The organism is Haloprofundus salilacus (genome assembly GCF_020150815.1).
Taxonomy (GTDB): domain Archaea; phylum Halobacteriota; class Halobacteria; order Halobacteriales; family Haloferacaceae; genus Haloprofundus; species Haloprofundus salilacus.
The window spans coordinates 1,459,380-1,477,396 of sequence record NZ_CP083723.1; the positions used below are offsets into that span (position 1 = coordinate 1,459,380).

The window sequence follows — 18,017 nt, forward strand, 5'->3', positions numbered from 1 at the left end:
CTCTGGTAGCTCACTCGGCGACGAACGTGGCGACACACTCGACTCGCGTTCGAGGCGGCGCGTCGCGTTCGGACTCGGGTTCGGTCCCGTTCGACGAGAGGTGTCGTGCCATCGGCGACTCGCCGAGGTTCCCGGAAAACGAGAACGCATACGTGCCGGGTTTGAGGTCTGCGCTCGCCGGGTAAACCCGTTCCTCGTCGTCAGGGACCCCCGTCCCCCGACTCCCGTCGTCAGTCTCGTCGCTGTCGGTGTCTCCAGTCTCATCGCTCGCATTGCGCAGTCGCCAGCGAAGCGAGTCGCCGGGGCCTACAGTCAGCAACGGCAGCAGTACTGCGTCGGGAACGACGTGTTTCCACAGCAGACCGTTCTTCCGGTACACGGCCCAGGCGTACGGATTACAGGAGAACGGCTGCTCAGAGCGATTCATCAACTCGAATTCAAGGCCTGCCCTGTTTTCGTCGAGCGACAGGAGATCACCGCTCGCGGCGAATTCGATTCCTTCGACGCTCGTTCCGGCGCAGACGAGTTCGTCGGTGCGGTCGTGAAAACCGGGACAGCCGTCCTCGGCGTCGTCGCGGGTCACGTTGTTTCCTAACTGTGTTCCGCGAACGGTACAGCCTGCGAGGACCGCGGGGAGGGCCGAGAGGAGGGAGCGACGGCGCATACTCGGAGCTCACGAGGAGTCGATATAAGCGCGGCGGAGGCACAAATCATCGTTTGAGATACGGAAATTCTCGGATTCTCGGCATCTTTCGACGGTAGTTCGGAACGCCGCCGGTCGGCTTGAGTACGCGCCACGCGATTGCGGGCCGAAACAGCGTCGTCGGCGGTTGTTCCATCATCATCACGCGGAAGTGGGCATCCCGCAACACGCCGTCGGTGTGGCTCCTACGAAACAACCGGGAGAGATACCGACCGACGAGGTCTGTGCCCCGAGGTTTCGGACCCGCTGTCTCCGGGAACTGGAAGTCGCCGCCGACGGCCATCATCCACGCGATGTCGACGAGTTCCTCTGTGCGCCCGAAGAATCGCCGGGCGAGGTCGTCGCGGCCGCCCGCCGCAAGCGCGTGGTGCAGAAGCACCGCCTCCAGCGACGCTACCGACATTCCCTGCGCGTATATCGGATTGAAACTCGCAATCGCGTCGCCGACGACGACGAGGCCGTCGGGGAATCGGTCGAGATCCTCGTACCGGCGTCTGACGTTCGAGGGGAACCGATACTGGACCACCTCCTCGGCGGTCTGGTCGTGGTCGGCGAGCAGTTTCTCCACGTCCGAGACTGGAAGCGTCGCGGCGAACGACTCGAACTCCTCGAAGTTCGTCGGGGGACGGTTGCCGTGGACGCCGTACAGCGTCACCAACCACTGGTCGTCCTCGATAGGGACCATACCTGACCCACGAGGGCACGCCGGCGAGGCTGCGACGACGTACGAGCGACGTTCGGCCGGCGGTCGGTTGACGAGGGTTGTGCTGTACGCGAGGTCGATATACACCTCGTCCACGGGGGGCGACTCGTAGCCGGCGCGTTCCAGCCACGCCGGCGTTCGACTCGTCCGACCGGAAGCGTCGACCACCAGATCGGTGGCGAGTTCCATTCTGCCGGACGCTTCGTCTTCGACGGTGACGCCCCTTACGGTGGTCCCCGGGCCGTCGAGTCGGTAGTCGACGACGCGGCAGTTCGGTTGGAACTCGACGCCGTCGAGGCCAGCAACGCGACGGCGGAGTAACTGTTCGTACAGCGAGCGAGTCGCCCCGTACTGCGGGATGCGCTGCGGGCCGTCGGCGAGGTAGTCACCTTCGAGGTAGAAGTGTACGTCTCGGGAGCCGTCGAACACGACGCCGCCCGCGGAGAGCATTTCTTCGCCGTAGCCCGGAAAGAGGTCTTCTATCGTCGACTCACCGCCTTTCAGGAGAACGTGGACGTGGCGCGCCTGCGGTACTCCGCGCCGGGCGACAGGTTCGTCTGGGAGCGAGTCTCGTTCGACGACCACCACCTCCGCGAACCCGTCGGCGAGGACGCGCGCCGCGAGTAGTCCCGCGATGCCCGCTCCGACCACTACCGCGCGTTCGCCCCACTCGGACACCTGCTCGCTGTCGTACCGCGGAACCGTCGCCAAGGTCATCGTCGCCACTCCCTCTGGAAGTGGATTCGCGCAGCGACGTGTTAGACGTTCCCACACATTACTCTCGGTGGGACATACTCGGGAACGATCCGATTCTCGTCCCTCGGGTTGCCGGCTCGCCCGTCACCCGAACGCGCCGAGACTCGACTGCAGATTTCGGTCGCTCTTGCCCTCGCGGAGTTCGTAGCCAACGAGGTCGCGCATGTCGACGGCGTACGTCGTCCCCGCGTTGTCGAGGACGAGTAACCGACCTTTCGTTCCGACGACGCGCCCGGCGGCGATAGTCTCGTCCATCGGTCGACTGTCGAGCGAGAAGCCGTAGTCGAACTCGAAGGTGTCGAGCGGGTCGAACTCCGCGAGTAGCGACTCCCACGCGTCGGCGTCGACCCGTCGGTGGAGGCCCGCACGCTTCGTCGGGACGCGCACCCGGTCGGTCAACTCGCGGGCGAGTTCGGATTCGAGTTCGCGGGCGACGCGGCCGTTGTCGACGGTCCGGAGGTGGGCGGCCCTGTCGGCACCCTGTTCTCGAAGCCGCGTGTCGAGTCGCCACTCCTTGGTGACGCCGACTTTGAACACGTCGGGCGCGAACGCCGCGAGGTAGACGGCGTGGTCGTCGAAGCAGTCCATCTCGTCTTTCAGGCAGGTGCCCGTACAGCGGGCGCAGACCCACGTGCTCCGGTGGTACTCGCAGTACGGCGCGGCGTCGTTCTCGCAGGCGTAGTGCCCCTCCTCGGCGACGGTTCCAGCGCAGTGTCGCATGCCGAGTCGGTACGCGAGTTCGTCGCCGGCGTCGAGCGAGAGGTACTCGACCTCGGACGGGTCCGTCGCCTTGCCGTCGCCGAGCCTCGTCTCCTCGCTCGGCGCAAGATAGAGCCCTCCGTCGAGTGAATCGTAGCCGACGACTTGCACACCTGCAGTATCCGTTCCGACGGTAAAAGCGTCTCTTTCGACGGCGCGGGTCGTCCCTCGGCGAGATTCCGTCCTTCGGCCGATGGCTCCGTTCACCGGCGGCGACTCCGTCCCTCCGCGACGACTCCGTCGCGGCAGCCGTAGGCGACGTTTGCTCGCACGCGACCGTTCGATACGACTGAGAGAGCGTCTGCCGCGACAGTCGCGCCGATCGAAATTACAGATAAGGGTCGCTGGCCCGAACGTCCCGAAGATGCCGACACAGTCAGCGGCGACGCGTCGAACCGTGCTCCGATCGGTCGGCGGCGGGGCAGCGACTGGACTCGCGGCAACGGACGTCCGGGGAGCGACGGACCGCACCGGCGACAGCGTTCAGGTGAACGTCGGCGTCGACGGAGATACCGACATCGTTCGGCGCGTCGCCGACCGGGTGGTTCGACGGTTCGCGTTCGACGCGCTGACGGTCGAGCTGCCGCGTACTGCCGTCGAGACGCTTCGTCGACGACCCGAGATACGGTACGTGGAGACCAACGGCACGATGCGAGCGTATCAGCAGTCGCCTGCGCAGTCTGTTCCCTACGGTATCTCCCAAGTCGGCGCGCTGCTCGCTCGCGAGGCGGGAATCACGGGCGAGGGCGTCGACGTGGCTATCGTCGACTCCGGCGTCGACTCCGACCACCCGGATCTCCGCGAGAATCTCGGCGCAGGGCGCGCGTTCGTCAACTGTCGCGGACGGCCGCGACTCTGCCGTGTCGCCGGAAACGAGAACGCCTGCAGGACCGACTGGGACGACGACCAGAACCACGGCACGCACTGCGCGGGCATCGTCGCCGCCGTCGACAACGACGAAGGCGTCGTCGGCGTCGCTCCCGAGGTGACGTTGCATGCGGTGAAAGTGCTGTACTGCGCCGGTGTCGGACTGATTTCGGACATCGCCGCAGGCATCGAACACGTCGCCGACCGAAGGTGGGACGTGGCGAGTCTCAGCTTCGGGTCGCAGCGACCGACGAACCTCGTCCGCGACGCCTGTCGCTACGCCGCCGACGAGGGCGTACTCCTCGTCGCCGCCGCGGGCAACGGACGGTCGCGTCCGAACACGGTCGGGTTCCCGGCGACGCTCCCGACGGTGCTAGCGGTTAGCGCCGTCGACCGGAACGGCGCGCTCGCCCCCTTCTCCTCGACGGGACCGCGTGTCGACATCGCCGCGCCGGGCGCGAACGTCCGTTCAACGGTTCCGGGCGGCTACAGAACGCAGTCGGGAACGTCGATGGCGTGCCCGCACGTCGCCGGGGCGGCGGCGCTACTGGTCTCGACGGGTCTCACGGCGTCGGAGACGCGCGAGCGACTCATCGAGACCGCCGACGACCTCGGTCTCGGACAGACAAGACAGGGTGCCGGTCTGTTGAACGTCGCCGCCGCGTTAGACCTCGACGGCGAAGACGATTGAAATACGGTCGGTGAAATATACTGTTGTAGATTACTAATACAATGGTGAAATTTACCGGCAAAATTCTTCTATTCATGAATGTTTAAAATAGATTAATGCGTTTGGGCGGCTGCAATGGTAGATGATACCACGGGTGTAACTCGACGTAACGTGCTGAAGACGACTGGCGTAGCGGTCGGCGTCGGCGGTTTAACCGGACTCGCGACGGCGAAGGGCAACGACAACCTCGTCGAAGTGAACGTCGGTTATCGGGACAAGAGCGGGAAGCGAGCGGCTGAGAACGCCGCCTCCTCCGTCGTCCGCCGGTTCAACTTCGACGCGATGACCATCCGCGTCGACGAACACGCAGTGAAAGGCCTGCAAAACCGCGGCGACGTTCGGTACGTCGAGGCGAACGGCCAGATGCACGCGTTCGCGCAGTCGCTGCCGTACGGGATCGACCGCGTCGATGCGGAGGTCGCGCACGCTAACGGCGAGACCGGCGCTGGCGCGGACGTCGCCATCCTCGACACCGGTATCGATTCGAACCATCCCGACCTGCAGGCGAATCTCGGGAAGGGAAAGGCGTTCGTCTCGGCGAGGGGCTCGTACAGCGAACCGTGGGACGACGACAACGACCACGGCACCCACTGCGCCGGAACCGCCGACGCCGTCGACAACGACGAGGGTGTCGTCGGCGTCAGCACGGAGGCGACGCTACACGCGGTGAAAGTGCTCGACAAGCGCGGCAGCGGGTCGTTCTCCGACATCGCGGCGGGCATCGAGTATACGGCCGACCAGGGCTGGGATATCGCCAGCATGAGCCTCGGCGCGTCCAGCGGGTCGCAGACGGTCAAAGACGCCTGTACGTACGCCTACGACCGCGGTGTGTTCCTCGTCGCCGCCGCTGGCAACGACGGGCCGTGTAGCGACTGCGTCGGCTACCCAGCCGCCTACTCGGAAGTCGTCGCCGTGAGCGCCACCGACAGCAACGACGCGTTGGCCAATTTCTCCTCGACCGGGTCGGAGGTCGAGATCGCCGCCCCCGGCGTCGACGTCGAGTCGACCGTCCCCGGCGGTGGCTACGACGTGTTCTCCGGCACGTCGATGGCGTGCCCGCACGTCGCCGGTGCCGGCGCGCAACTGATGGCGAACGGCTACACGAACGTCGAAGCCCGCGACCGCCTGATCTCGACGGCCGAGGACATCGGTCTCGCGTCGAACGAACAGGGTGCCGGACTGCTCGACACCGCGGCGGCGCTCGGTCTCGACTCCTCCGACGACCTGTAGAGTCTGACAGACCCAGACAGTTATTCCTCACTTTCTCGTACCTCACATATGCTTACTGCGACACTCACGGCGAAACCGGAAGTGGACCGTGTCGACTTCGAACTGAAGGTCGAAAACCAAGGGACTGAGGAGGTGACGCTCTCGTTTCGCGACGCGAGACGCGCGGAGTTCCTCGTCGTCGACGTGGAGGGAGAAGAGGAACAGTGGCGCTGGAGCGACGGTCGGATGTTCGCGCAGATGCTCGGCAGCGAGACGCTCGCCCCTGGCGAGTCGACAACGTTCGAGGGCGTCTGGGACGACCCAGAACCGGGCGGCTACGTCGCCGTCGGCGAACTTGCGGCCGCGGACGCCGACGCGGAGGCGGAGACGCAGTTTTCGGTGCCGGCCTGATTACGACTCGCGCTCGGCGCGGAGCTCCTCGTACAGTTCGCCCGCAGCGCGTTCGACCGCCTCATCGCTGGCCGTCGGCGGTTCCCACCCGAGCGCCGAGAGCTTCTCGATGGAGAGTCGCATCTTCGGCACGTCGCCTTTCCAGCCGCGCTCGCCGCCGGTGTACTCGTAGTCGGGGTCGAGGCCCATCACGTCGGCGACAATGTCGGCGATGCGGTTCACCGAGGTGGTCGTCCGTGTTCCCAGATTGTAGGTGTTCATCGACTGATTGGCGTTCTCGACGACGTGGCAGATGGCGTCGACGCAGTCGTCGACGTACAGATAGGACTTTTCCTGGCGGCCGTCGCCGAGGATGGTGAGCGTCTCGGGATCGTCGAGCAGTTTCTCGATGAAGTCCGGGATGACGTTGCCGCGCTGCTTCGGGCCGACGATGTTGGCGAAGCGGAACACCCACGCGGTGAAGCCGTGCGAATGCGCGTACGTCGACATCAGCGCCTCGTCGGCCAGTTTGCTCGCACCGTATGCGCTGATGGGTTCGATGGGCGCGTAATCCTCGGGCGTCGGTCGCGGGGCCTCGCCGTAGATAGTCGACGAAGACGTGAACGCGACGCTGTCGACGCCGACGTCGTCCATCCGTTCGAGGACGTTGTACGTCATCTCGGTGTTCTCCTCGAACAGCTTTCGGGGGTCCTCGTAGTTCGTGTCGGTGTACGCCGCGAGGTGGAAGACGATCTCCACGTCTTCGGTGATTACCTCGGCCACATCGGACGGTTCGCGCATATCCGCGCGGACGAACTCGACGCTGTCGGGGACGCGCGACTCGGTTCCTTTCGAGAGGTCGTCGGCGACGACTACATCGTTCTCGGCCGACAGTCTAGCGGCCAAGTGCGACCCGACAAGACCCGCCCCGCCGGTGACGACGACTCGTTTGTCTACGAGGTCCATACTTCACCCTCCGGAGACGACAGTAAGTCGATTGTGGTTACTCGCGCGCCGCGAGAGACTGTCCGTAGATGCCGCAGGAGTCCCAGACGGTCGAGGTGCAGAGCCTCGGCGTTCACCGTTGGCTTCCGAAACCCCCTAACCGTGGCCTCTCTTCGGACAGAGCATGCAAGGCGAATCCGAGGTCGTCGTCCTGCGTCTCGGCCACCGACCGGGCCGGGACGACCGGATGACGACGCACATCGGGTTGACGGCGCGGGCGCTCGGCGCGGACCGCGCGCTCCTCGTCGGCGACGCGAACCAGTCCGAAGCGACGGTGACCGACATCACGAGTCGCTTCGGCGGTCCGTTCGAGGTCGAGGTCGTCGACTCCTACCGCGATATCATCCGCGACTGGGAGGGGACGGTCGTCCACCTGACGATGTACGGCGAGCGCGTCCAGGACGTGGAAGAAGACGTGAAAGCGGCGCACGGCGAGGGGCCGCTTCTTGTCATCGTCGGCGCGGAGAAGGTGCCGTTCGAGGTGTACGACTACGCCGACTACAACGTCGGGGTGACGAGCCAACCGCACTCGGAGGTGGCAGCGCTGGCGGTGTTCCTCGACCGACTGTTCGAGGGCCGAGAACTCGACCGGAAGTGGGAGGACGCCGACAGGGAGGTCGTGCCGATGGAGACGGGCAAGCGCGTCGAGGAAGTGGAGTGAGCGTGTTGCGGCCGTCAAGAGCGGCCCCCGAAACGACCTGACGGCCGCTCCGAGCGGACCGAATGGCGAACAGACGGCGCTTTCGAGGTATCCGCGGCGGCGCACTGTACACCCGCCTCGACCGACCGCGGACGGCGGTTAGCTCACGACGTCGAATCGTCCTGTTTCCGTACAAAAAGCTACGTCCGTCGCGCTCCGGCGGCGGCGGACCTGACAGTCCCGCTCGACGCCGCTATCCGGTGCTTTTAAACGATTCTGGGATAAACTGGTAGAATAATGGCTTTTGAGGACCTGCTGGGAAACCCTGTCATTCAGAAGTACCTCCACGAGTTGGTCGGGCCGACGGGGATGCCCGTCGCCGCCGCGCCGCCGGACGGCGAGGTCACCGATGAGGAACTCGCGGAGGAACTTGGTCTCGAACTCAACGACGTTCGCCGGGCGCTGTTCATCCTCTACGAGAACGACCTCGCGACGTACCGCCGCGTCCGCGACGAGGACTCCGGATGGCTCACCTACCTCTGGACGTTCGAGTACGACAACATCCCCGAGAACCTCGAAGAGGAGATGTACCGCCTGCTCGACGCGCTCGAAGAGCGCCAAGAGTACGAACGAACCCACGAGTTCTACCTCTGTGAGGTCTGCTCGATTCGCTTCGAGTTCGGCGAGGCGATGGATTTCGGGTTCGAGTGCCCCGAGTGCGGGTCGCCCCTCGAATCGATGGAGAACAACCGCCTCGTCGAATCGATGGACCGACGAGTCGACGAACTCCGCGAGGAGTTGAACGTCGACGTGACTAGCTGATGGTCGTTCTCGCAACCAAATGTTACGTCGAGGGCGACGCCCGCGAGCGAACGCTCGACAGCCTCCGGTCGCTCGTCGAAAACGAAATCGGCTCGCTTGACATGGAGTTCACCGTCGGCGTCCGCCACGACGAGTTCGTCGCGGTCACCGTCGAGGGCGACGACGAGACGGTCGCCCGCAACGCGCTCCGTGAGGAGTGGGGCGAAATCCCGACGCATCTCGACGCGGGTGAAACGTACATCGGAACGCTCGAATCGTGGGACGATGACGGCTTCGTCCTCGACGCGGGCGAGGAGATTCGCATCCCGACCGACGAGATCGGTCTCGGACGAGGGAGCCCCGCCCAGATACGCGAACGGTTCGGACTCGTCCAGCACCAGCGCCTCACTTTCGTCTACGGCGGCGACGACGATCCGTCGCGCATTGCCGACGAGACGCGCGACCAGTTGTACGACTGGCGACGTGGCGCGGGGCGCGTCAACGTCAACAGCGCCACCCGCGGCGAGGTCCGCGCGACGGTGAACCGCGCTGGGCACGCCAACGACATCATCACCGTCGAGCGACTCGGCCTCCTCGAACAGAGCATCATCTGCGCGGAGGGTACCGACCCGCCGGGGCTTCTGGCCAGTATCGGGTCGTACCTCCCGTCGGAGCTCCGCTGCGTCATCCCATGAACCGTCGACTCGTCCTCGCGTCCGTCGCCGTCGTCTTGCTTCTGGCCACATCGGGCTGTCTCGGCTTCTTCGGCGACAACGAGATTCCCGAGGGCCGCCTTGACGGGAACGTCTCCGGCGAGTACGAGTGGAACGCTGACGCCGACGTGCACATCAACATCTCCGAGCAGGCGACGTACCAGGCGGTCTACCGCTTCGAGGGCGAGGAGCTACGTCTGTACCGGAACGACGGCCTCGGCAGCGAGAACCCCCTGTACGTCGAAGCGGTCCGGTATCGCTACCCGAACGGAAGCGTCATCAACGGGACGACGCTCGTCGCGCGCGGCGGCACCATCGAGGAACGCAGGGACGCCGTCGTCGTCACGCCGCCGGCGGACGCGCCGAGCGACGAAGCCGGACAGCTGGCGTTCACCGGACAGAGCTCGCCGAAACAGTTCTCGCTCCCGACGTTCGTGAAAGGGTCGTACGAGATTGTCCTCCCGGAGGACCGCCGTCTCGACGTCCCCATCCTGAGCGGCACGACGCCAAACACCGACCGGCGGAGCGAGATTGACGGCCGCGTCCACCTCTACTGGGACGACGTGGAGCGCGACGTAATCTCGGTGCAGTACTACCTCCAGCGCGACCTGTACATCTTCGGCGGTATCGTCGGCATTTCGGCAATCGTCGCGCTCGTCGGCGGTCTCTACTACCGTCGCCAGATAGAGAAACTCCGACGGCAGCGCCAAGAACTCGGTCTCGACGTCGACGTCTCGGACGACTCCGACCGCGGCCCGCCGCCGGGAATGCGGTGAGTCGTCGATAGCGCGATAGGCGACGGAGTGACGGAACGATGGAGCGACGGAGCGACAGTCGCGGTAACCCGGTCGGGGGAACGCGGCGCTTTTCGTCGCGCCGCCCCTTGTTCGGTCGATGCGAACCGCAATCGTCAGCGTCGGCGACGAACTGCTCGTCGGCGACACGGTGAACACGAACGCGGCGTGGCTCGGCGAACGGCTCGCCGCGCGAGGCACGACGGTCGAACGCGTGACGACGGTCCCCGACCGACTCGCCGACATCGCGCAGGTCGTCAACGAGTCGCTGGCGGCGTACGACGCGGTGGTCGTCACCGGCGGACTCGGACCGACGCACGACGACGTTACGATGGAGGGCGTCGCGGCGGCGGTCGGTAAACCGTTGAAACCGCACGCAGAGGCGTCGGCGTGGCTGGCCGAACGCGGCGGCTACGCCGCCGACGACGGCGACTCGCGAACAGTCGAACTCCCCCCCGGAGCGCGTTTCCTCCCGAACGACGAGGGCGTCGCTCCGGGGGCCGTCGTCGAGTCGGTGTACGTTCTCCCCGGGGTGCCCGCCGAGATGAAAGCGATGTTCGAGCGCGTCGAAGACGAGTTTTCGGGAACCGAGACGCATGTCGAGCGCGTTCTCGTCGACGAGCCCGAGAGCGCGCTCGCCGACAGGCTACTGGAACTCCAGCGGCGCTTCGGCGTCGCCGTCGGCAGCCATCCGGGTGACGGCGTCCGCGTGAAAATCAGTGCCGCCGACCCGGAGACGGCGAAGGAGGCGGCCGAGTGGCTCCGCGGGTGCGCCGACGTCGTCGGTCCGTAAGTCGCACCTCCCAGGTCGGCTCAGCGGTAGAGGTAGAGCAACCAGCCGACAGTGATGAGCAGGCTCAACAGGAGAACGACGCCACCGGTTTCGGCGGCCGGGAGCGACTGACCCGACGCGAGTACGTACATGGGTGCGCGTTATCAGGCAGGTCGTTTAACTGTTGACGGTTCGCATCAGTCAGTATCGCCCCGAGGCCACAGCTCGGCGCACCGGACGATACGAACGATGGCGCACGACGACATGCAAAAGTTGAATTGCACTCCTCTAATGAGCTACGTCTATGGTTGACCGAGCGACGCCACTACCGGAGGGTGCGGTGAACGTCGCGTCGTGGGACGAGTCGACGCCGCCGAGCACCGCCGCTGCGGTGGCCGTCGCGGAGGCCCAGGGCGTCGACCCCTGCGAGATGCAGCAACTGTATCGGTTCGTCGACCCCGACGCGCTCGACGCGCTGTTCGTCAGACAGTCGGCGGCGTCGGTCGCGTTCGGACTCTCCGGCTACGAAGTGCTGATCACCAGCGACGGTACCGTGGTCGTCTTCGACCAGACGTCCGAATCGACCCGCTGAAATCGCACGCACACACCGCATACTCGGGATACTCCGCACACTCCGCACATACCCCATCCTCCGCCGATATCGCCGCTGCACTCGGTTCCTCGTCGCGACACTGCCCCGTACAGTTTCCACCGGGGAGCTTTCGATCGGCGATAGCGCTAACTGGAGATCGTTTCGACCAGAAGTCTCCGGAGAGTCGCGTCCCCCACGCGCCCGCGGCGCTCCCGACGGCCGCCGAGTCGGCGGGCTTTTGCCGCCGCCGCCGCAGTGTTCGGCTATGCGAATCGGCGTCGTCGTCAACCCTATCGCTGGGATGGGCGGACGAGTCGGACTGAAAGGGACGGACGGAAAGGTCGCCGAAGCGCGCGCCCGGGGGGCTGAGGCGCGCGCGCCCGCCCGAGCGAGGCGCGCACTGACCGAACTGGCCGATCGGATCCACGACGCGGAACTCGTCGTCTACGGCGGCGAGATGGGCGAAGATGCCGCCCGCGACGCCGGGTTCGACCCCGAAGTCGTCGGTGCGCCGGAGGGGCCAGAAACGACAGCCGACGATACTCGGCGCGCCGTTGAGGCGTTCGTCGCCGCCGGCGTCGACCTCGTCCTCTTCGTCGGCGGCGACGGCACCGCTGCCGACGTCGCCGAGGCGCTCGCGGAGTTGGAGAGTCGAACGCCGATGCTCGGCGTCCCCGCGGGCGTGAAGGTGTACTCGTCGGTGTTCGCCGTCTCGCCGGAGGACGCCGCCGGTATCGTCGCCTCCTTCGAGCGCACCGAGCGCCGCGAGGTTATGGACATCGACGAGGACGACTACCGCGAGGGCAAAGTACACCCCGAACTCCGAGCCGTCGCCACGGTCCCAGTCGCCGACGACCTCCAATCCTCGAAGCAGTTGGGCGGCGGCACCGTCGAGGCGCTCGCCGAGGGCGTCGCCGCCGACGTGGAATCGAGCGTCACCTACGTGCTCGGTCCCGGTTCCACCGTCGGCGCGGTGAAGGGAGCCCTGGGGTTCGAGGGGTCGGCCATCGGCGTCGACGTGTGGCGAGATGGTGAGGTAATCGTCCGCGACGGCAGCGAGTCGGAGATTCTCGACGCACTTTGCGAGGAGAACGTCATCGTCGTCTCGCCCATCGGCGGACAGGGGTTCGTCTTCGGCCGCGGCAACCCGCAGCTATCGCCCGCGGTCATCGGGCGGTGTTCGGTCGAAATCGTTGCCTCCCGCTCGAAACTCGACGATATCTCCGTCCTCCGCGTCGACACCGACAACCCCGAACTCGACGAACAACTGCGCGGGTGGACGAAAGTCCGCGTCGGCCGGTTCGAGCGCCGGATGATGAAGGTGGTCTGAACGTCGTCGCCGTTTCCGCCTCCTCGTCTCACCCTTTGTTACTCTTAATCACGTTCCGTCTTCGTCTCTCTCGCCCCGTCTCCCCGTTTCGACCACCTCGCTCCGTATCCGCGGAGCCGTGCATCCGTAGTGACCTAGCGATGAATTCTCCCGATTTATGATGTATTATCCCCCTATAGTGAAGATTAAGGTCATAGAAGGGATACTGAGTGCCATGGAGACGCGGAAAGTCCAGCGACTCGGCCCCTCGACGCTGGCGATGACGCTCCCGGCGGAGTGGGCGAAAGAACACGGCGTGAACAAAGGCGACGAGGTGTCGATTCGGATGGGCGGTAAAGGGACGCTCACCGTCCTCCCCGAATCAGCGTCGACGGAGGATTCGGAGGCGGTTATCCACGCCGACAACCTCGACGCGGACGGTCTCGAACGCGCCATCGTCGCCCAGTACGTGCTCGGGCGGCGCGTGATTCACGTCGAGAAGTCGGAGGGCGCGCTCAGTAGCGAGCACATCAACGCCGTCTACAAAGCCGAGACGCAGTTGATGGGTCTCGGGGTCATCGAGGAGACGCCCGAGCGCATCGCCATCCGGTGTTCGGTCGACCCAGAGGACTTCACCCTCGACAACCTGCTCGAACGCCTCGAAAACACCGGCAGCACGATGCGCGGCGAAGCGGTTAAAGCGCTGGCGCACGGCAATCCCGACCTCGCAGAGCGGGCGCTCAATCGCGAGCGACAGGCGAACAAGATTTTCGTCCTCCTGCTTCGCCTCATCTTCACGGCCTACCAGAACCCGAACCTCTGTCGCGCCGTCGGCCTCGAATCCGGCTTCCCGCTCATCGGCTACCGCTCGGTTGCGAAGAACCTCGAACTCACCGCCGACAACGCTGAGGACATCGCCGAAATCGTCCTGAACACGGAGGGCCACACCATCGACGTCGACTCGGCGACGATGCGGCGCATCCGCGAGTTCACGGACCAGATAGACGACATCACGGCGAAGGCTGTCCAGTCGGTCGTCGATCGCGACTACGACCTCACCATCGAGGTCAGAGAGCAGTTCCGCGAACTCACCGACCGCGAACAGGACATCCTCTCGGAGATTCCGGAGGTCTCGAACGAGGAACTGCTGCGCATCCGCGAAGTGCTCGTCAGCCTCCAGCAGACGGCGCAGTACGCGATGCGAAACGCCGAAATAGCGGCGAATCTCTCGCTCAACGAGAAGTCCGACCACGTCACCATCTCCTGAGCGGCGACGCTCAGCGGTGCGAACTCTATTCGGTCCTCTCGGTTTTTTGTTCTGACTCGAAAGACGGCGTCTGGTCTGCTCAGTCGGCGTCTCGTCCGCTCAGTCGGCCGTCGCGTCCATCTCTGTCGGTGCGTCGTCGACAGGGGCGTCTGCGGCGTCGGTCTCGGTCTGCTCGGCGGTCAGCGGATTTCTGTGGACGATTCGACAGTCGAACGCCGGATGTTCGCCGAAGTGCCGAATCAGCATGTGGCGGCGCGACCCGGTGATACCGGTCCTGCCCACGTCCTCAGCGGTGAACTCGCGGGGCAGGCGGTCGTACAGCCGGCGCAGCGCCTCGAAGCTCTCGAACACTTTCGCGTTGCCCGCGGAGTCCGCGCCGCGACGCGAGACGACGTAACTGCCGTCGTCGCGGTACTCGCCCGCAGTGCGGAAGAACTCGCGCTTCTCGGTCAGCGCGTTCCCGATGGTGTCTTGCAGTTTCGCGGCGTCGGCTCTCGACAGTTCGCACGTGCGGTCGCCGATGCGCAGCAAAATCGATTCGTCGTCGCTCGTCACGGATACGGCGTTCTCATCGCGGGAGAAGAACTCGACCAGGAGACTGGGTACTCCGTTGCATGTACCCGATTCATGAACGGACGGGGTAAAAACGTTGTCGACGTGCGCAGGTTTGGCCGCGGGCGGAGTTCGGTCTGCGAGAACAGTCCGGTATCCGGCTACGAGAACAGTCCGGTTTCCGACAACAATCCGCCGCCGTCCGTCGTTTCGTTTCCGCCGGGCGTCTCCGTCGCAGTGGACGTGCCGCTCGGGGCCGCAGTGTCCGCGCCGGCTGTCGTCGTAGCCGTCGCCGTCCCGTCGGCGGTCCGGGTCGAGTTCCCGCCGCCGGTCGAGTCGTCGGTGGCCGAGGAGTCGGTCGCGCTCTCGCCGTCCGGCTTGTTGTCGAACATGTCGGTCTCGATGGTCTCGGTGTAGGTAATCGCGTCCAGCGGCACCCTGACGGTCGTCCCGCTGGTCACCCGGATGACCGCGTAAAAGTCGATTCGCAGTTCGGTGACCTCGTTTCGCTGGAGGTGGGTTACCCACCACTCGTCGAGTCGACTGTTGTCGATGAACGCTCTGGTCTCGATGGCCTGCGTCCGCTTCGGTTGCATGACATACTCACGGTCGGTCGATCCTTCGCCGACCTGCACGTCGTTCATCGTGATCGTGTAGCCGACCTCCGTTACGGCGACGGGGTACGATTTCGGATTATACGTGACGAACGTGAGGTCGAGCGGCGTCTGCGACTCGTTCACGTTGCCCCACGTCGCGTTCGTCTGGTTGATGTAGGCGACGGGGTCCGAGACGACCGGCTGGTTTGCGTCGACCGGCCGCGTCTCCGAGGAGTTGAACGAGGAGATGAGATCGGTCTCTATCTCGCGTTCGACGGTCGGCGCGTCGAACGTTCGGTTGACCGTCGACCAGTGGGCGTCCGCGTCGATGCGAAGGGTGGTCCGTTCGTCGTTCTCGATGTGACTCGCCCACCACGCGGGGATCTTCTCGTTTCGCATCTGCGTCCGGAAATCGAGCGTCGTGTTGCCGCGGTCGACTCGGATGCCCTCGCGACTCCCGCCGGCCATCCGAACGTCGTTCATCGACACCTGGTAGTCGACGGTGAGGTCGGCGATGTGGACGCCGATCGGGTTCGGATTGTTCACCGTCATGTTCGTCTCGATGGTCGTCGTCTCGTTGTTGACGCCCGCGAACCGGTTGTCGATGTCGACGACGCTCGGCGTCCCGACGACACCGAGCGCGACGGCCCCGACAACGACGACGGCGAGTGCCACTATCGCCGTCGCCGCGACGCGGAGGCGACTCCCTAGCGCTAGCGCCCGAAGCCCGCTCAGATCCATGAGCGCGCCAACTCAGCGAAACCTCTTATGCTGTGTGACTACGAGCGATCCGGTCGGCGGTCTCACGAACTGACGCACCCGCTGTCGAATAAATTAAGTACGCACCGCCGAACCGGGTGATATGGTAACGCAGACGTCTCAGACCGACATGGGCATCGGTATCGCGATGGTGTTTTCCGTGCTCACACTCGTCAGTGCGGCGGTGATGCTCGGCGGACCCGGACAGTTGACGAAAGCGTGGGGCTTCGCCGGCGCGATGGTCGCCGCGTCGCTGGCCGTCGTCGCCGTGCAGGTGTACGCAGACTGATCGCGAGTCGCTCGACCGACCAAGTAACCGTTAATATCGTCAGACCCTAAGCTAGGGCGTAAATGACCGAGTACACCGACGAGGAACAGCGGATTATCGCGTACCTCCGGGAGAGCGTCACTCGCGGTGAGCGGTACTTCCGGGCGAAGAACATCGCCGAAGCCATCGGTCTCTCGGCGAAGCAGGTCGGGTCACGACTGCCGCGGCTCGCCGAGAAGTCCGAAGACGTCGAAATCGAAAAGTGGGGCCGAGCGCGCTCGACGACGTGGCGTGTCACGCGCAGCTAATCCACGGATTTTTGCCCTCTCCTCCAGAGATACACACATGACTGTCCGGGTTACGCGGACCTTCGAGTTCGATCGGCCCCCTGAAGACGTGTGGGCGTTCATCGCCGACCCAGAGAAACGAGCGGGCGCGATAAGCGTCGTTGAGGAGTACGAGGTCGACCCGACCGACGACCGGAAGGCGACGTGGCGCGTCGCGCTCCCCATCCCCGTCATTAGGTCGACGGTCCCCGTCGAAACGGAGGACGTCGCGCGCGACCCGCCGCGGTACGTGAAGTTCGTCGGCCGCTCGCACGCGCTCCGCGTCACCGGCGAACACACCATCAAAGAGACCGAAGACGGCTGTCGCCTCGTCAACGAGTTCGTCGTCGACGGCAGTCTGCCGGGCGTCGAGCGCTTCTTCAAACGGAACCTCGATCGCGAACTGGACAACTTAGAGCGCGCGCTTCGTCGCGAGATGGCCGAGGTGGAGCGCTGACCGATGCGCCTCACCCTCGCCCAACTGGAGCAGGACGCCGGAAGCGTGGACACGGCGCTCGACGACGCCGAATCCGCCGTCGAAGCCGCGGCGGCGGACGGTGCGGACCTCGTCGCGCTCCCCGAACTGTTCGCCGTCGGCTACTTCGCGTTCGAGTCGTACGCGCGAGTGGCCGAAGGACTCGACGGGCCGACGTTCGGCCGCCTCCGCGACATCGCCGCCGACAACGACGTGGGACTGTTGGCCGGTAGCCACGTCGAGGACCTCGGAGCGAGCGCCGACGCGGGCTACGATGTCCCGGACGACACCGGACTGGCGAACACGACGACGTTCTTCGACCGCGACGGCGCGCTCCAGACGACGTACCGGAAACACCACCTGTTCGGCTACGAGTCCGCCGAATCCCGCCTGCTCACGGCGGGAGAGCAACTCGAACCGGTCGAGTTCGACGGCTTCACCGTCGGCACCTGCACCTGTTACGACCTCCGCTTTCCCGAACTGACTCGCAGACTCGTCGACTCGGGCGTCACGCTACTTCTGGTACCGAGCGCGTGGCCCTACCCCCGCGTGGAGCACTGGCAGACGCTGACGAGGGCGCGAGCCATCGAGAACCTCTGGTATCTCGGCGCGATAAACGGCGTCGGGACTTTCGAGTCGGCGACGCTGCTCGGCCGCTCGGCCGTCTACGACCCGTGGGGGAATCCGCTAGCCGGCACGGGCGACGATCCGGCGCACGTCACTGCTGACCTCGACCCCGACGAGGTGACGCGGGTCCGCGAGGAGTTTCCCGCACTCGCCGACCGGCGGTAACACTACCACGGTCCACGATACCACGATACGTTCACCGTGTCGATGCCTTTATTGAGACGCACACCTTAGCCGAATTCGCCGACGATATCGACGCTTTTCTCGTCGATGACTCGGCACAAATCAACCGCCGCACCACGCTGCAGTGAGGGGTCCACTGCGGCCATCGTCGCATCGCTCCCCCTCGCCCGGTGGGGAGCGCTCCCACCTCGCCTTCGCCAACCGTTCTCTTCGCCCCCGAG

General features: G+C 65.3%; 21 protein-coding genes. 15 read left to right on the top strand and 6 right to left on the bottom strand.

Translation table 11 applies throughout. From position 1 onward, the window contains the following. Positions 1-10 precede the first annotated feature (10 nt). The 3 genes from LAQ58_RS07450 to LAQ58_RS07460 all read right to left on the bottom strand — a co-directional run bounded on the left by LAQ58_RS07450 (position 11) and on the right by LAQ58_RS07460 (position 3,032). Positions 11-664: a hypothetical protein gene (locus tag LAQ58_RS07450; protein ID WP_224449968.1), complete on the bottom strand. Its 654-nt coding sequence runs from the start codon at positions 662-664 to the stop codon at positions 11-13. Positions 665-710: 46 nt separating this feature from the next. Further along, positions 711-2,123 (bottom strand): NAD(P)/FAD-dependent oxidoreductase, encoded by a 1,413-nt coding sequence (locus tag LAQ58_RS07455; protein WP_224449969.1) that lies wholly within the window; start codon positions 2,121-2,123, stop codon positions 711-713. Positions 2,124-2,246: 123 nt separating this feature from the next. Beyond that, positions 2,247-3,032: a DUF2797 domain-containing protein gene (locus LAQ58_RS07460; protein ID WP_224449970.1), complete on the bottom strand. Its 786-nt coding sequence runs from the start codon at positions 3,030-3,032 to the stop codon at positions 2,247-2,249. A gap of 253 nt (positions 3,033-3,285) precedes the next feature. On the opposite strand from LAQ58_RS07460, the gene LAQ58_RS07465 reads away from it, so the two are divergent. From LAQ58_RS07465 to LAQ58_RS07475, 3 genes are all read left to right on the top strand, one after another. Next, the gene (locus LAQ58_RS07465; protein WP_224449971.1) at positions 3,286-4,479 is read left to right on the top strand and encodes a S8 family peptidase; all 1,194 of its coding nucleotides are present in this window, start codon (positions 3,286-3,288) and stop codon (positions 4,477-4,479) included. Between the two features lie 114 nt (positions 4,480-4,593). Then, the gene (locus LAQ58_RS07470; protein WP_224449972.1) at positions 4,594-5,748 is read left to right on the top strand and encodes a S8 family peptidase; all 1,155 of its coding nucleotides are present in this window, start codon (positions 4,594-4,596) and stop codon (positions 5,746-5,748) included. 48 nt (positions 5,749-5,796) lie between these two features. Further along, the gene (locus LAQ58_RS07475; protein ID WP_224449973.1) at positions 5,797-6,138 is read left to right on the top strand and encodes a BsuPI-related putative proteinase inhibitor; all 342 of its coding nucleotides are present in this window, start codon (positions 5,797-5,799) and stop codon (positions 6,136-6,138) included. Here the strand turns inward: LAQ58_RS07475 and LAQ58_RS07480 are convergent, their stop codons facing one another. Continuing rightward, a complete protein-coding gene (locus LAQ58_RS07480) occupies positions 6,139-7,083 on the bottom strand; it encodes an NAD-dependent epimerase/dehydratase family protein (protein WP_224449974.1) in 945 nt (314 codons plus the stop codon). 163 nt (positions 7,084-7,246) lie between these two features. On the opposite strand from LAQ58_RS07480, the gene LAQ58_RS07485 reads away from it, so the two are divergent. From LAQ58_RS07485 to LAQ58_RS07520, 8 genes are all read left to right on the top strand, one after another. Continuing rightward, positions 7,247-7,783, top strand: a complete 537-nt coding sequence (locus tag LAQ58_RS07485; protein ID WP_224449975.1) for a tRNA (cytidine(56)-2'-O)-methyltransferase — start codon at positions 7,247-7,249, stop codon at positions 7,781-7,783. 276 nt (positions 7,784-8,059) lie between these two features. Next, on the top strand, positions 8,060-8,584 hold the full coding sequence (locus tag LAQ58_RS07490; protein ID WP_224449976.1) for a transcription factor: 525 nt from the start codon (positions 8,060-8,062) through the stop codon (positions 8,582-8,584). After that, on the top strand, positions 8,584-9,258 hold the full coding sequence (locus LAQ58_RS07495) for a DUF2110 family protein (RefSeq protein ID WP_224449977.1): 675 nt from the start codon (positions 8,584-8,586) through the stop codon (positions 9,256-9,258). Before LAQ58_RS07490 ends, LAQ58_RS07495 begins: the two co-directional genes overlap by 1 nt. Then, positions 9,255-10,052, top strand: coding sequence for a DUF5803 family protein (locus tag LAQ58_RS07500; protein ID WP_224449978.1), 798 nt, complete (start codon positions 9,255-9,257; stop codon positions 10,050-10,052). Before LAQ58_RS07495 ends, LAQ58_RS07500 begins: the two co-directional genes overlap by 4 nt. Positions 10,053-10,170: 118 nt before the next feature. Next, on the top strand, positions 10,171-10,863 hold the full coding sequence (locus LAQ58_RS07505) for a competence/damage-inducible protein A (RefSeq protein WP_224449979.1): 693 nt from the start codon (positions 10,171-10,173) through the stop codon (positions 10,861-10,863). A 283-nt stretch (positions 10,864-11,146) separates the two neighbouring features. Then, positions 11,147-11,434 (top strand): HalOD1 output domain-containing protein, encoded by a 288-nt coding sequence (locus LAQ58_RS07510; RefSeq protein WP_224449980.1) that lies wholly within the window; start codon positions 11,147-11,149, stop codon positions 11,432-11,434. Between the two features lie 265 nt (positions 11,435-11,699). After that, entirely contained in the window at positions 11,700-12,764 is a 1,065-nt protein-coding gene (locus LAQ58_RS07515; protein ID WP_224449981.1) for an ATP-NAD kinase family protein, read from the top strand. Positions 12,765-12,978: 214 nt separating this feature from the next. Beyond that, entirely contained in the window at positions 12,979-14,010 is a 1,032-nt protein-coding gene (locus LAQ58_RS07520) for a phosphate signaling complex PhoU family protein (RefSeq protein WP_224449982.1), read from the top strand. Positions 14,011-14,109: 99 nt separating this feature from the next. On the opposite strand, the gene LAQ58_RS07525 is transcribed toward LAQ58_RS07520, so the two are convergent. Beyond that, on the bottom strand, positions 14,110-14,511 hold the full coding sequence (locus tag LAQ58_RS07525) for a DUF7528 family protein (protein WP_224450139.1): 402 nt from the start codon (positions 14,509-14,511) through the stop codon (positions 14,110-14,112). Between the two features lie 212 nt (positions 14,512-14,723). Then, on the bottom strand, positions 14,724-15,899 hold the full coding sequence (locus LAQ58_RS07530) for an LEA/WHy family protein (RefSeq protein WP_224449983.1): 1,176 nt from the start codon (positions 15,897-15,899) through the stop codon (positions 14,724-14,726). A gap of 121 nt (positions 15,900-16,020) precedes the next feature. On the opposite strand from LAQ58_RS07530, the gene LAQ58_RS07535 reads away from it, so the two are divergent. The 4 genes from LAQ58_RS07535 (at position 16,021) to LAQ58_RS07550 (ending at position 17,778) form a co-directional block, all read left to right on the top strand. Beyond that, positions 16,021-16,206: a DUF7525 family protein gene (locus LAQ58_RS07535; protein ID WP_224449984.1), complete on the top strand. Its 186-nt coding sequence runs from the start codon at positions 16,021-16,023 to the stop codon at positions 16,204-16,206. 62 nt (positions 16,207-16,268) lie between these two features. Then, positions 16,269-16,493, top strand: coding sequence for a DUF7123 family protein (locus LAQ58_RS07540; protein ID WP_058581661.1), 225 nt, complete (start codon positions 16,269-16,271; stop codon positions 16,491-16,493). A gap of 37 nt (positions 16,494-16,530) precedes the next feature. Then, complete coding sequence (locus LAQ58_RS07545; RefSeq protein ID WP_224449985.1) at positions 16,531-16,968, top strand: SRPBCC family protein; 438 nt, start codon at positions 16,531-16,533, stop codon at positions 16,966-16,968. Positions 16,969-16,971: 3 nt separating this feature from the next. Next, a complete protein-coding gene (locus LAQ58_RS07550; protein ID WP_224449986.1) occupies positions 16,972-17,778 on the top strand; it encodes a nitrilase-related carbon-nitrogen hydrolase in 807 nt (268 codons plus the stop codon). Positions 17,779-18,017: the final 239 nt, after the last annotated feature.